At 71.2% G+C, this 13,492-nt stretch carries 16 protein-coding genes; all 16 read left to right on the top strand.

Annotation, left to right across the window (positions count from 1 at the left end; genetic code table 11):
• Window positions 1-9 precede the first annotated feature (9 nt).
• Window positions 10-1,116, top strand: a complete 1,107-nt coding sequence (locus DS837_RS27730) for an alpha/beta fold hydrolase (RefSeq protein ID WP_149167678.1) — start codon at window positions 10-12, stop codon at window positions 1,114-1,116.
• A gap of 84 nt (window positions 1,117-1,200) precedes the next feature.
• Window positions 1,201-1,602 (top strand): hypothetical protein, encoded by a 402-nt coding sequence (locus DS837_RS27735; RefSeq protein ID WP_149167679.1) that lies wholly within the window; start codon window positions 1,201-1,203, stop codon window positions 1,600-1,602.
• A 14-nt stretch (window positions 1,603-1,616) separates the two neighbouring features.
• Window positions 1,617-2,348 carry a beta-ketoacyl synthase chain length factor gene (locus DS837_RS27740; RefSeq protein WP_149167680.1) on the top strand — a complete coding sequence of 244 codons (732 nt, stop codon included), beginning with the start codon at window positions 1,617-1,619 and terminating at the stop codon, window positions 2,346-2,348.
• On the top strand, window positions 2,338-3,120 hold the full coding sequence (locus tag DS837_RS27745) for a lysophospholipid acyltransferase family protein (protein ID WP_149167681.1): 783 nt from the start codon (window positions 2,338-2,340) through the stop codon (window positions 3,118-3,120). The genes DS837_RS27740 and DS837_RS27745 overlap by 11 nt, the downstream gene beginning before the upstream one ends.
• A complete protein-coding gene (locus tag DS837_RS27750) occupies window positions 3,107-3,367 on the top strand; it encodes a phosphopantetheine-binding protein (RefSeq protein ID WP_149167682.1) in 261 nt (86 codons plus the stop codon). Before DS837_RS27745 ends, DS837_RS27750 begins: the two co-directional genes overlap by 14 nt.
• Window positions 3,368-3,372: 5 nt before the next feature.
• Window positions 3,373-3,621 (top strand): acyl carrier protein, encoded by a 249-nt coding sequence (locus tag DS837_RS27755; protein ID WP_104675341.1) that lies wholly within the window; start codon window positions 3,373-3,375, stop codon window positions 3,619-3,621.
• Window positions 3,602-4,183 (top strand): COG4648 family protein, encoded by a 582-nt coding sequence (locus DS837_RS27760; RefSeq protein WP_149167683.1) that lies wholly within the window; start codon window positions 3,602-3,604, stop codon window positions 4,181-4,183. Before DS837_RS27755 ends, DS837_RS27760 begins: the two co-directional genes overlap by 20 nt.
• Window positions 4,180-5,844 carry an ApeI family dehydratase gene (locus DS837_RS27765; protein ID WP_149167684.1) on the top strand — a complete coding sequence of 555 codons (1,665 nt, stop codon included), beginning with the start codon at window positions 4,180-4,182 and terminating at the stop codon, window positions 5,842-5,844. Before DS837_RS27760 ends, DS837_RS27765 begins: the two co-directional genes overlap by 4 nt.
• On the top strand, window positions 5,841-6,248 hold the full coding sequence (locus tag DS837_RS27770) for an acyl-CoA thioesterase (protein WP_038529199.1): 408 nt from the start codon (window positions 5,841-5,843) through the stop codon (window positions 6,246-6,248). The genes DS837_RS27765 and DS837_RS27770 overlap by 4 nt, the downstream gene beginning before the upstream one ends.
• Window positions 6,245-6,862, top strand: coding sequence for a LolA family protein (locus tag DS837_RS27775; protein ID WP_149167685.1), 618 nt, complete (start codon window positions 6,245-6,247; stop codon window positions 6,860-6,862). The genes DS837_RS27770 and DS837_RS27775 overlap by 4 nt, the downstream gene beginning before the upstream one ends.
• Complete coding sequence (locus DS837_RS27780) at window positions 6,859-9,195, top strand: MMPL family transporter (RefSeq protein WP_149167686.1); 2,337 nt, start codon at window positions 6,859-6,861, stop codon at window positions 9,193-9,195. Before DS837_RS27775 ends, DS837_RS27780 begins: the two co-directional genes overlap by 4 nt.
• A 49-nt stretch (window positions 9,196-9,244) precedes the next feature.
• Window positions 9,245-9,859, top strand: a complete 615-nt coding sequence (locus DS837_RS27785; RefSeq protein WP_170296005.1) for a DUF3261 domain-containing protein — start codon at window positions 9,245-9,247, stop codon at window positions 9,857-9,859.
• Window positions 9,856-11,067, top strand: a complete 1,212-nt coding sequence (locus DS837_RS27790; RefSeq protein WP_149167688.1) for a beta-ketoacyl-[acyl-carrier-protein] synthase family protein — start codon at window positions 9,856-9,858, stop codon at window positions 11,065-11,067. Before DS837_RS27785 ends, DS837_RS27790 begins: the two co-directional genes overlap by 4 nt.
• Entirely contained in the window at window positions 11,064-11,540 is a 477-nt protein-coding gene (locus tag DS837_RS27795; protein ID WP_149167689.1) for a hotdog family protein, read from the top strand. Before DS837_RS27790 ends, DS837_RS27795 begins: the two co-directional genes overlap by 4 nt.
• Window positions 11,537-12,262 carry a 3-ketoacyl-ACP reductase FabG2 gene (locus tag DS837_RS27800; protein ID WP_149167690.1) on the top strand — a complete coding sequence of 242 codons (726 nt, stop codon included), beginning with the start codon at window positions 11,537-11,539 and terminating at the stop codon, window positions 12,260-12,262. The genes DS837_RS27795 and DS837_RS27800 overlap by 4 nt, the downstream gene beginning before the upstream one ends.
• Entirely contained in the window at window positions 12,262-13,485 is a 1,224-nt protein-coding gene (locus tag DS837_RS27805) for a beta-ketoacyl-ACP synthase (protein ID WP_149167691.1), read from the top strand. The genes DS837_RS27800 and DS837_RS27805 overlap by 1 nt, the downstream gene beginning before the upstream one ends.
• Window positions 13,486-13,492 lie beyond the last annotated feature (7 nt).

Below are 13,492 nucleotides of genomic sequence, written 5' to 3' on the forward strand. Positions count from 1 at the left end.
GAGCGAACGATGCGGCGTCGGCTGTTGCTGGCGGTGGCCTTTGCGGCGACGGTGCTGACCGGCGCCTGCACCGCTGATCCGCCGTTCCCGTCGCCGGCCGTGACCGCACCTCCGGTGCTGACGGGCGGGGCGATGATCGCCGATGACGGCACGCCGATACCGCTTCACACCTGGCGGGCGGAGAGCGCGTTGCGGGCGGTGATCGTCGCCGCCCACGGCATGAACGATTACGGGTTTGCGTTCGACCGGCCGGCGCGGCTGTGGGCGCGGGCGGGCATCACCACCTACGCCATCGACCAGCGTGGCTTCGGAAAGGCCATGGAGCGCGGTCGCTGGTACGGCGGCGAGCGGATGGCCGACGATATCGTCGCGCTGTCCAGGCTGGCGCGCGAACGCCATCCCGGCGTGCCCGTCTATCTGCTGGGCGAAAGCATGGGCGGTGCGGTCGTCGTTCTGGCGGCGGCGCGGGCGGAGCGGGGACTGCTGTCCGGCATCGTGCTGTCCGCTCCGGCGGTCTGGGGCACCGGCTTTCGGGCGACGGTGACGCTGGATGCGGCCATGATCCTCGGTTCGCTGGTGCCGGACATGACCGTGCCGCCGCTTCGGGTGGCCACCCCCTCCACCGACGATCCCGTGGTCCTGCGGCGCATGCGCGAAGACCCTCTGATCATCCATCGGACGCGCTTCCAGACGCTGGCCGGCATCGTGGACCTGATGCACGACGCCCGTTTCGAGGCGCGCAAGGTGGACGTTCCGGTGCTGCTGATGCTGGGCGACCTGGATGTGCATGTGCCGCGCGACGGGGTGGCGGCGTTGGCCCGGTCTCTGCCGCCGGACACGCGCATTGCGCTCTATCCGAAAGGGCGGCACCTGCTGATGCGCACGCTGGACGGCGACCGGGTGACGCAGGACGTGGCCGCGTGGGCGTCCGACACGAGGCGCGCCCTGCCAAGCGGCGCCGACGCGCGCGCCCAGGCATGCCCGGCTCTGATGACCAGGCCGCACCGCGGCTGCCCCCCGCCCCGGACGGTGGCCGCCCCACGCGCGCCCAAGCCGGCCATCGACGGCAAGACCGGCAGTCGCCTGCCCACGCCGGCCACCGCACCGCAGAATTGATATGGGCCTCTATCCACAACGTGACCCTGTCATGATAGGGTCCCGACTCGCTCCCATGGCGTCCGGAAACGGCAGGACATGACTTTGACGACCGGCATCCGCGCGCTTTTCCTAATTCTGGCGACGGTCGCCGTGCTTGGCGGCTGCAGCCGTCGGCAACCCATCTACAGGGCAACCGACCACCCCATCCCGGCGGCATCGCGCGACCTGCCCGCCGCGGCGCTCCAGCGGACGATCATGGAGGCGGCGACCGACCGCGGCTGGTCCGCGGAGTGGAAGGCGCCCGGTGAGATCCTGGCGACGAAGGCATGGAAGGACCACGAGGCGGTCGTCGAAATCCGGTATTCGCAGGAAAGTTACACCATCGATCATGTGTCCACGACCAACCTGCGGGAGCGTGGTGAAACCGTTCATCACGCTTACAACAAGCTGGTGCGCGCGTTGGAAGACGAGATCGAACGGCGCCTGCGCCAAGCCAAACACTGAGTCCGGCCCGCACCATGACTGAAACCCTGCGTGTCGCCATCCGCGGCTGGTGTGCCTGGGCACCGGACCGCAGCACTCGGGCCGCGTGGCGGGCCTGGGCGGGTGCGCCCGCCATGCCGGACGATGCCCCGCCGCCAGCGCTCCCCATGATGCTGCGCCGTCGCACTTCGCCCATCGCGCAGAAGCTGATCGCCGCCGCGCTGGCCTGCGGCGACGCGGCGCACACGGCGCGCTACGTCCTCGCCTCCGGCCACGGGGAACTGGCGCGGACCGTCGGCATCATCGATTCGCTGCGGCAGGGCGAACTGCCGTCGCCCGCCGAGTTCAGCCTGTCCGTTCATCACGGTCTGGCCGGGTTGTTGTCCATCCACACCGGCAATCGGCGCGGCCACACGGCGCTGGCCGCCGGTCCGGACAGCTTCGGCTTCGGACTCCTGGAGGCCGCCGCCAGCCTGGCCGAAACCCCGTCGGAGCCGGTGCTGCTGCTCTACGCCGACGCGCCGATGCCTGACGAGTACGCGCCGTTCCGCACCGCCGCCGACGAAGCCCTGCCGCTGGCGGTCGCCCTGGTGCTCGGCCCCGCGGATGCAGAGGGCGAAGGACTCGCACTGCGGTGTGCGCCCGCGACCGGCGAGCCGCCTGCGGAGTCCACGGCCTTGGATTTCCTGCGCTTCCTGCTGTCCGGGGCACCGCAGGCGACCTCGCACGGGGCGCGGCTCGACTGGGTGTGGCGCCGTGCCGGCTAGGTGTCTGGACCGTCTGTGGCGGCGCGCGGCCACCGGCTTCGCCTTCGCCTTCCTGTTCGGCGGCGGCGCGATCCTGGCGCCCACCGTTTTTCCGCTGGTGGCGCTGACCAGCCCGGCGGGCGCGGTGCGGCGCCAGCGCTGCCAACATCTCGTCCATCTCATTTTCCGCTTCTACATCCGGATGCTGCTTGTGCTGCGCGTCATCGACCTGGAGGTCGAGGGCGCCGAGCGGCTGCGCGACGGGCGCGGCAAGCTGGTGGTGGCGAACCATCCCTCGTTGCTCGACGTGGTGCTTCTGATGGCGCTGATGCCGCGCGCCCAGTGCATCGTGAAGAAGGAGCTGTGGGAGAGCCGCTGGCTGGGCGGCATGGTGCGCGGCGCCGGCTACATCCGCAACGACCTCGACCCCGAGGCGCTGCTCGACGCCTGCCGCGCCGCGCTGGAGGCCGGAGACGGAATCATCATCTTCCCCGAAGGCACGCGCACCGTCCCCGGCGAGCCGGTCCGCTTCCGCCGCGGTTTCGCCAATCTGGCGACCCTGCTGGAAGCCGAGGTGCAACCCGTCACGATAACCTGCGATCCGCCCACGCTCATAAAGGGCGAAAAATGGTGGATGACCCCGCCGCGCCGACCGATTTTTCGCGTCATGGTAGGGGATCGTCTGGACGTTACAGGGTTGCTCGGCTATCAGTACCGCTCGCTGGCGGCCAGGAAGTTGGTGCGCAGCCTCGAGGATTATTTTGCGGAACGGTTGGCCGATGGAAAAGCTTGAACGTGAGTTGAAGACCTTGATTGTAGACGCGCTCAAGCTGGAAGACATCGACCCGGGAGAGATTGACAGCGAGGAACCGCTCTTCAATGACGGGTTGGGCCTCGATTCCATCGACGCATTGGAATTGGGTGTCGCGCTGCGCAAAGCTTACGGCATCAAGATCGAGTCCGTGACCGACGACGTGAAGCAGCACTTCGCCAACGTGCGCTCCCTCGCCCGCTTTATTCAATCCCAGCGTGCGGAGTAAGGGCCATGCTGACGCCGGATGAGATTTACGCACGTCTGCAGAGCTATCTCGAAGACATGTTCGAGGTGCCGCCCGAGAAGATTTCCCGCGAGGCGCGGCTCTTCGAGGACCTCGACCTCGACAGCATCGACGCGGTCGACCTCGTGGTGAAGCTGCAGGAACTGACCGGCCGCAAGTTCAAGCCCGAGGAGTTCAAGAGCGTCCGCACGGTCGGCGATGTTCTCGACCGCGTGCATGCCCTCCTCCAGGAATAGGCCGGTCCCCTTCGGCGTCGCGGCCCTGGTCGTCGCCGGGGCCCTCTATCCCGCGCTGGTCTATGGCGGTCGGGCTTTGGTGCCGCCGCTGGCTTTCGTGGCGGTGGCCCTGGCGCTGATCGGCGCGCGCATTGCCGCCTGCTCCGCGCCTGAGGCACGGGTCTGGCGCCTGCCGCTGGCGGCGGCGGCGGCCCTGGTCGGCCTGCTCGCCGCGCTCGATGGCGCGCTGGCGGCCAAGGCCTATCCGGTCGCCCTCAGCCTCGGCACCGCAGCGGTGTTCGGCGCCTCGCTGCGGCAGCCGCCCAGCCTCGTCGAGCGGTTCGCCCGCCTCCAGGAGCCCGATCTGCCACCGGCGGGTCAGGCCTATTGCCGCACCGTCACCATGGTGTGGACCGTCTGGCTGGTGGTGAACGCCGCCGTCGCCGGCGCGCTGGCCCTGTGGGGCAGCGACGAGGCGTGGGCGCTGTGGACCGGGCTGATCGCCTACATCGTCATGGGAGCGCTGTTCGGCGGCGAGGTCCTGGTCCGCCGCTCCCTGCGCCGGAGGCACGCCGGGGCATGACCGCCATCCCGCTGTCCCGTCTGCTCGCCGTGGGGCGGCCGGACGACGCGCCGGTTGCCGACGGCGTCACCTTCGCCCGCTTCCGCGCCGACGTGGCCGGCAACGCGGCACGGCTGAAGGGATGCCGGCGCGGGCTTCTGGTCGCGCCGGACGGCTACTGGGGGGCGGTCGGGTTGCTGGCGCTGCTGCACGCCGGCGCCGAGGTCACGATACCGCCCAACGCCCAGCCGGGAACGCTGGCCGCCCTGACCGCAGACGGAGCCGTGCCCGTCGGCGACGACCTGCGCCCCGGTGGCGAGAGCATGACGTTGTCTCCGCTCGCCCCCGAGACGCCCTTGACCTTCTTCACCTCCGGCTCGACCGGCGAGCCGAAGCGGGTGGTTCGCACCCTCGGCATGCTGGAGGCCGAAGCGCTGGCGACCGAGGCCGTGCTCGGACGGCTCGCCGGGCCAACCGCTCGCGTGCACGCCACGGTTCCCCACCAGCACGTCTACGGTCTGAACTTCCGCCTGCTGTGGCCGCTGGTCACCGGCCGCCCCTTCGCCAGCGCCATGCACGAGCTGTGGGAGACGGCGCTGGCCGCGCTCGACGCGGGGTCCGTGCTGGTCACCAGCCCGGCGCACCTGACGCGGCTGGCGGGCATCGCGCCGCTGCCGCCGTCGCGGCGCCCGGCGCTGGTGCTGTCGGCCGGAGCCCCGCTTCCGGAGCCGGCCGCGCGTGAGGCGGCGGCCGTCTTCGGCACGCCGGTCACCGAGATCTTCGGCAGCACCGAAACCGGAGCCATCGCCCACCGCCGCCGCGACGCCGAAGATCCGTCCTGGCGCCCGCTGCCCGGCGTCGTCGCCGGACGCACTCCGGACGGTCGCCTGCGGGTCGGGGCGACGCACGTCGAGGGTCGGGAGCATGTCAGCTCGGACCTCGTGGAGATGGCCGAGGACGGCGGCTTCCGCGTCCTTGGCCGCGCCGACCGGATCGCCAAGGTGGAGGGCAAGCGCGTCAGCCTGCCCGAGGTGGAGGCGCAGCTGCGCCGCTCCCCCCTGGTGGCCGACGCCGCCGCTCTGATGCTGGAGCAGCTCTGCGCCGTCGTGGTGCCGAGCGCCGAGGGCGCGGCGCGCCTGGCGGACCTCGGCGCCTTCCGCTTCGGCCGCCTGCTGCGGCGGGAATTGTCCGCCGTTCAGGAGCCCGCCGGCCTGCCGCGCCGCTGGCGTTTCGTGAGCCGTTTGCCGGATGGCACGCTGGGCAAGCGTCGGCAGGCCGACATCGCCGCCCTGTTCCAGGAGACCGCCCTGTCTGAGATCGCCACACATCGGCCAACCGCCCCCGACGTTCGCGCCGTCCGGCCGCTTGCCGACGGGGTGGAACTGGACCTCTTCATTCCCGGCGACCTTGCGCAGCTCGATGGTCATTTCCCCGGCATGCCGATCGTGCCGGGCGTGGCACAGATCGATTGGGCGGTGATGTTCGCCAACGCGCATCTCGGCCTCGGGATCGAGGCGGCGCAGTCGCTCCAGGTGAAGTTTCGGCGCGTCACCGTTCCGGACACGCTGGTGACGCTGGCGTTGCGCCACGCCCCGGCACGGCGGCGCCTGACCTTCGAGTACCGCTGCGGGGACGAGACGCTGTCCTCCGGCTCCGTCGGCATGGAGAGGATCGCCCCATGATTTCGGCAGAGGTGAGCACCCGCGCGCAGTTCTACGACCTGGACCCCATGCAGGTGGTCTGGCATGGCAACTACGCCCGGTATCTGGAGCAGGCGCGCTGCGCGCTGCTCGACCGCATCGGTTACAATTACCCGGAGATGGCGTCGTCGGGATACGTGTTCCCCATCGTCGACCTCCACGTGAAGTACGTGCGGCCGATCCGCTTCGGCCAGTCGATCCGGATCACGGCCACGCTGGTCGAGTATGAGAACCGCATCCGCATCGACTACCGCATCCACGACGAGCCGAGCGGCGAATTGCTGACCAAGGCGCGCACCGTGCAGCTCGCGGTGAAGGAGGACGGGGCGGAGTTGTGCTTCGAATGCCCCGCGGTGTTCACGGACAAGGTGAGGGCTCTGCTGTGACGCGCATCGTCGTTCTCATCCTGGCGCTGCTGGCCGCCCTGCCGGCGCTTGTTGCCGAGACGCGGGCCGCCGAAACATTGAGCGAGGGGCAGATGCTGCGCGGCGCCTTCGTGCAGGAGCGTTTCCTCAAGGGCTTCCAGGCGCCGCTGAAGAGCGAGGGCCGCTTCGCCCTGGCGCCCGGCCGCGGGCTGATCTGGCGCACCGAAACCCCCTTCGCCGTCACCACCGTCATGAGCCCCGCCGGCCTCGTGCAGGAGGTGAAGGGCAACGAGACCATGCGCCTGCCCGCCGCGCGCCTGCCCTTCATGTCGAAGCTCTACACCATGCTGGGCGGCGCGCTGACCGGCGACTGGAAGGCGCTGGAGGACATGTTCGCGGTGGAGCGCGGGGGCGGCGCCGACGCCTGGACCCTCCACCTGACGCCGCGCCGGGCCGACGACCCGACCATGCCGATCCGCGCCATCGACGTGCGCGGCGGGCGCTTCGTGGACGCGGTGGACATCGTCAAGCCCGACGGCGACCGCGACCGCCTGACCTTCCGCGACCAGTTTTTGAAGGCGGAGCCGCCGACGGCGGACGAGGCGGCGCTGCTGGCCTCGGCGGCGCGCCCGTGAGACGTCTGGGCGCGCTGCTCTGGCTCGCGCTCGTCCTGCTGGCCAGCGGCTATCTCGCGCTGCGCCTTCACGACGGGCTGGGCTTCCGCACCGATCTGCTGGCCCTGCTGCCGCGCGAGGAGCAGGACCCTGTCCTGCAGCGCGCCAACGACGCGGTGACCAAGGCGCTGGGTCGCCGGGTGCTGGCGCTGGTCGGCCACGCCGACCGCGAAACCGCCCGCGAGGCGGCGACGACGCTTGGCGACGCCCTTCTGGCCACGGGACAGGTGGAGCGGATCGGCGAGGGCATCGACGTCGACCGGCTGAAACGGCTGGGGGCTCTCTACTTTCCCCATCGCCAAAGCCTGCTCAGCGATGGCGACCGGGCGCTCCTGACGGCCGGCAAGGGGGAGGAGGTCGCCACCCGCGCGCTGTCCCAGGCGTTCGGTTTCGCCGGGCTCGTGGATGCCGGGCTGCTGCGCACCGACCCGTTCCTGCTGCTGCCCTCCTTCCTCACCAACCTGCCCTTCCCGCTGTCGCGCCTCACCCCCGACGAGGGCATGCTCAGCGTCACCGAGTACGGCACGACCTGGGTGCTGGTCAGCGCCGTGCTCGCCGGCGAGCCGTTCGAGCTGGACTTGCAGGACCGGCTGGTCGGTGCCTTCGACGCCGCCGTTCGGGACATGCCGGGCGTCACGGTGAAACGGCTGGGCGCCGTGTTCTTCGCGCATGCCGGCTCCAAGACCGCGATCGCCGAGGCGTCCACGCTCGGCACGCTGTCGTTGGTCGGCACCGTGCTGCTGGTCGGGCTGGCGTTCCGCCGGCCGGGGCCGCTGCTGCACAATCTGCTGGCCCTGGGCGTCGGGATGACGGTCGGGTTGAGCGGCAGCCTGCTGCTGTTCGGCGAGTTGCATGTGGCGGCGCTGCTGTTCGGGTCCAGCCTGATCGGCGTTGCCGTCGACTACAGCCTGCATTACAGCGCCAGCCTGTTCGACCCCTTGTCGGGAAGCCCGCAAGACCGACTGCGCCACGTGCTGCCGGGCATCGCGCTGGGGCTGGTCACCACCCTGATCGGCTACGCCGCCCTGATGCTGGCGCCCTTTCCGGGGCTCCGGCAGATCGCCGCCTTCTCGATCATTGGGCTCGTGGGCGCCTTCCTGACCGTGGTGCTGTGGTTGCCGTCGCTCGACCGGGCGGGGCGGCTGACGCACGGCGCCGGAATGCTGCGCGCCGCGGCGGGCCTGTGGGATTTCTGGGAGGAGCGGCGCTGGCGTGGCGCGCGCCTCGTTCTTGTGCTGGGCTGCGTGGCGGCCGGAGCGGTCGGGCTGGCGCGGCTGTCGGCGGACGACGACGTCCGGCGGTTGCAGGCGGTCTCGGCGGAGCTGAGGCACGAGCAGGACGAGATCCAACGGCTGATCGGCGCCACAACCGCCGCGCAGTTCCTGCTGGTGCAGGCTGCGGACGACGAGGCGGCGCTGCGGCGGCAGGAGGACCTCGCCGCCACGCTGGCCGGGCTGAAGGCGAAGGGAAGCATCGCCGGCTACCAGATGCCGGCCGCCTTCGTGCCGTCCGCCCGGACGCAGCGGGAAAACCGCGCGCTGGTCGCCACGGCGCTCGACGGTCCGCTGCTGGCGGCGCAGCGCGCCAGCCTCGGCCTGCCGCCGGCCGATCCGAATGATAAGGGGCCGAACAGCAAGGCGCCGGGCGGGGTGCTGACCCTGGAAAGTGCGCTGGCGGCGGACAGCGTGCCGTTCCTGCGCGAACTCGTGCTCGGGCCGGGACTGCATGTGGTGGCCTTGCAGGGGCTGAGCGACCCGGACGCCGTGCGCGCCGCGGTGGCCGGCACGGCCGGCGTCCGGCTGGTCGATCCGACGGCGGACTTCTCGGCGCTGCTCGCCAAGTACCGGCACCGGGCGCTGCTGCTGACCGGGCTGGCGGGGCTGCTGATGCTGCCCGTGCTGATGTGGCGCTACGGCTGGCGCGGGGGGCTGTGGGCGCTGCTGCCACCCGGGGCGGCGCTCATCCTCGCGCCGGCGGCGGTGGGGCTGATGGGCCAGGATTTCACCTTCTTCCATGCCATGGCGCTGGTGCTGATCCTCTCCATCGGCGTGGACTACGCCGTCTTCTGCGCGGAGAGCGGCGTGGAGCAGCAGCCGGTGACCATGCTGGCGGTGTGGCTGGCGACGCTGACGACCCTGCTGTCCTTCGGGCTTCTGGCCTTCAGCGCCGTTCCCGCGGTGCACAGCTTCGGCGTGACCATGCTGGTCGGAAACTCGATTGCCTTTCTTTTCGCACCGCTGGCCGCGCGTGGCACACGCCACAATGAAGCCACAAACAATGCGCGACTACTCTGATTGGTGTATGCTCTACGTCAGATTCGCTTCTGGGAAATCGCCTCACGTCATGACCATGCATAAGGGGTGGGTCGCGCTCCTGTTCCTGCTCGGAGCGTGCGCCTCCGTGCCCGGCAGCGCCCCGGCGGACCCAAGCACGCCGCTGCTCGCCCCCGGCGAGCCGCTGGCCCTGCCGCGCCCGTCCGATCTCGGCCAGAGCGTCGAGGCGGCGCAGCTCATCACCGCCAGCCGCGACGGCCAGACCTTCGTTTTCGAGGGCCGGGTCAGCGTCACGCCGGAGCGCTTCCTGCTGGTCGGGGTGGACAGCCTGGGCCGCCGCGCCATGACCGTCACCTGGAACGATGCCGGGTTGGAGGTGGAAACCGCACCCTGGCTGCCCCCGGCCCTGCGGCCGGGCAGCATGCTGGCCGACATCGTCGTGCTGTACTGGCCCGAGGCGGTCGTGCGGCAGGCGCTCGCCCCCGCGGGCGGCACGCTGAGCGCCGACGCGCACCGGCGCAGCGTGCGCATCGGCGGCGAGGAGGTGCTGCGCGCCGAACGCAGCTGGGCCGACGGCGCGCCGTGGACCGGCACGCTGCGCTACGCCAACCTCGCCTGGGGCTACGAGATCGAGGTGCAGTCCATGGCGGCATCCACGCCGGCGTCCACGGCGGCGGCGCGATGAGCCGTCCGCTCGGACTTGCCGCCCTGGGCCTCGCCACCCCCATCGGAACCGGGGCGGGCGCGGTCGCCGATGCCTTGTTTGAGGGAACCCGCGACGGTCTGCGTCCGCGCTCCGGCTTCGTGCCCGGCCGCGCGGTGCATGTCGGTTCGGTGGACACGCCGCTGCCGCCGGTGCCGGCGGGGCTGGAAAGCTACGACTGCCGCAACAACCGCCTGCTGCTGCTGGCCCTGGAGCAGATCCGCGACGCCGTCGAAGCGGCGGCCGCGCGCCACGGCCGGCACCGGATCGCCGTGATCGTCGGCACCAGCACCTCCGGCATGGCCGAGGCGGAGGCCGGCTTCGCGGCGATGCGCCGCGACGGCGCGTGGACGGGTCCGTTCCATTACGACCAGCTCGCCACCGGCGGGCCGGGAGAGTTCGCGGCGCGCGCGCTCGACCTGCCGGGGCCGGCCTACACGGTGGCGACGGCCTGCTCCTCCAGCGGCAAGGCGTTCGCGTCCGCCCGGCGGCTGATCCGCGCCGGGCTGTGCGACGCCGCTGTCGTCGGCGGCGCCGACACGCTGTGCGGCACCACGCTCGGCGGCTTCAGCGCGCTGGAGGCGGTGTCGGCGGGCCCCTGCAATCCCTTCAGCGCCAATCGCGACGGCATCAACATCGGCGAGGCGGCGGCGGTCTTCCTGCTGACCGCGGAGGACGCCCCGGTGCGGCTGCTGGGCGTGGGCGAAAGCTCCGACGCGCACCATGTCAGCGCCCCCGACCCGGAGGGCCACGGCGCCCTCGCCGCCATGCGGGCGGCGCTGGACGACGCGGGGCTGACGCCGGCGGACATCGCCTACGTCAACCTGCACGGCACCGCGACGGCGCTGAACGATTCCATGGAGGGCAAGGCGGTGCACGCGCTGTTCGGCGGAGCGACCCCGTGCAGTTCCACCAAGGCGATGACCGGCCACACGCTGGGCGCCGCCGGGGCGTGCGAAGCGGCCTTCCTCTGGCTGACGCTGCATCCGGCCCACAACCCGGACGGCCTGCTGCCCCCGCATCTGTGGGACGGTGCGCCCGACCCGGAGATCCCGCCGCTGAACCTGATCGGCCCCGGCGCCACCTTCTCCGGCGGGCTTCCCGCCGGGCCGGCGGCGATGCTCAGCAACTCCTTCGCGTTCGGCGGCAGCAACGTGGCCCTGGTGCTGGGCCGGGGGGAATGGCGATGAGCGCGTATCCGTGGCCCATCGAGGATCTGCTGCCGCACGCACGGCCAATGATCCTGCTGGACGAGGCGGTCGGACGGGTGGACGGCCGCTTCGTGTCGGCGCTGACCGTGCGGGAGGGGGCGCCCTTCGTGGTGACGGGGCGGGGCGCCCCGGCCCATGTCGCCGTGGAGTGGATGGCGCAGACCTGCGGCGCCCAGGTCGGGGCCGAGGCCAGGGAAGCCGGCGGCGACGTCCGCCTCGGGCTGCTGCTGGGCACGCGCGATTTCCGCTCCTTCGTCCCCTGGTTCGCCGTCGGCGAGCGGCTGGAGGTGTCGGTGGCGCCGGTCTTCCGGGACGAGAACATCGGGTCTTTCGATTGTGTGGTGACGCGCGCGGGCAGCGGGGAGGAGCTGGCGAAGGCCCAGCTCACCGTCTACCAGCCCGAGGACACGGCCGCGCTGCTCGCCAGTCAGGGAGTTCAGGTCAAACGATGAAGAAGACGATCCTGGTCACCGGCGCCAGCAAGGGCATCGGCCGCGCGGTCGCGGAACGGCTGGCCGCCGACGGTTTCGCGGTGGTGGTGCATTACGGCCGCGACGCGGCCGGCGGCGAGGCGACGCTGGCCGACGTTCGCGCAGCCGGCGGCGAGGGCCGGCTGCTCGGCTTCGACATCGCTGACCGCGAGGCGACCCGCGCCGCGCTGGAGACCGACATGGAGGCGCACGGCCCCTATTGGGGCGCCGTCCTGAACGCCGGCATCGCCCGCGACGCCGCCTTCCCGGCCATGGCGGACGACGATTGGGATTCGGTCCTCAACACCAACCTCGACGGCTTCTACAACGTGCTGAAGCCGCTGGTGATGCCGATGGTCTCGGCCCGCAAGGGTGGGCGGATCGTCACGCTGTCGTCGGTGTCGGGGCTGATCGGCAACCGCGGGCAGGTCAACTACAGCGCCGCCAAGGCCGGCATCATCGGCGCCACCAAGGCGCTGGCGATCGAGTTGGCGAAGCGGAACATCACGGTGAACTGCGTGGCGCCCGGCATCATCGAGACGCAGATGACCGACGGGCTGCCCATGGAGGAAGCCCTGAAGCTGGTCCCCATGCGCCGGGCCGGACGGCCGGAGGAGGTGGCGTCGGTGGTGTCCTTCCTCTGCTCCGACGGGGCGGCGTACGTGACGCGGCAGGTGATCGCGGTGAACGGGGGTATGGTGTGATGCGCAGGGTTGTTGTCACGGGCATGGGCGGGGTGAGCGCGCTGGGCGAGGACTGGCCGACCATCCGCGCCCGCATGGCGAAGGGCGAAACCGCCGTCCGCACCATGGCGGAGTGGGACCGTTTCCACGGGATCAACACGCGCCTCGCCGCCCCGGTGACCGGCTTCTCGGTGGACGACCGCTATCCGCGCAAGAAGACGCGGACCATGGGGCCGGTCTCCCGGATGGCGGTCTACGCCACCGAGAAGGCGCTGAACGACGCGGCGCTGCTGAACGACCCGTTCGTCCGCGGCGGGCGGGTGGGCATCGCCTACGGATCGTCGTTCGGCAGCCCCGCCCCGGTGATCGCCTTCGCCGAGCTGATGACCCAGGGCGCGTCGAAGACCCTCAACGCCACCAGCTACATCCAGATGATGAGCCACACGGCGGCGGTGAACATCGGGTTGTTCTACGGCGTGACCGGCCGCATCATCCCGACCAGCAGCGCCTGCACCTCCGGCAGCCAGGCCATCGGCTACGCCTACGAGGCGATCAAGTGGGGCAAGGCCGACGCCATGATCGCCGGCGGCGCCGAGGAACTGGACGTGACCGAATCGGCGGTCTTCGACACGCTGTTCGCCACCTCCACCCGCAACGACCGCCCGCACACCAGCCCCCGCCCCTACGACCGCGACCGCGACGGGTTGGTGATCGGTGAAGGCGCCACCACCCTGGTCCTGGAGGAACGCGGGCGCGCTCTTGCCCGCGGCGCCAACATCCATGCGGAGATCGTCGGCTTCGCCTGCAACTCCGACGGCAACCACGTCACCCAGCCGCAGGCCGGGACCATGGAGATCGCCCTGCGCATGGCCCTGGAGGACGCCGGGGTGTCGGCGGACGCCATCGGCTTCGTCAACGGCCACGGCACGGCCACCGAGTGGGGCGACATCGCCGAGACCGCCGCGACCCACGCCGTCTTCGGCCCGCGCGCGCCCATCCATTCGCTGAAGAGCTATTTCGGCCATTCGCTGGGCGCCTGCGGCGCCCTGGAGGCGTGGCTGGGCATCGAGATGATGCGCGAGGGCTGGTTCGCCCCCACCGCCAACCTGGACAATGTGGACGAACGCTGCGCCGAGCTGGATTACATCATGGGCGAGGGCCGGCGGATCGACACCGAGTTCCTGATGTCCAACAACTTCGCCTTCGGCGGCATCAACACGTCGCTGGTGTTCCGGCGCGGGTAGACGGGCG

Origin of the sequence: Azospirillum brasilense, from assembly GCF_008365405.1 — a bacterium.
Taxonomy (GTDB): domain Bacteria; phylum Pseudomonadota; class Alphaproteobacteria; order Azospirillales; family Azospirillaceae; genus Azospirillum; species Azospirillum brasilense_D.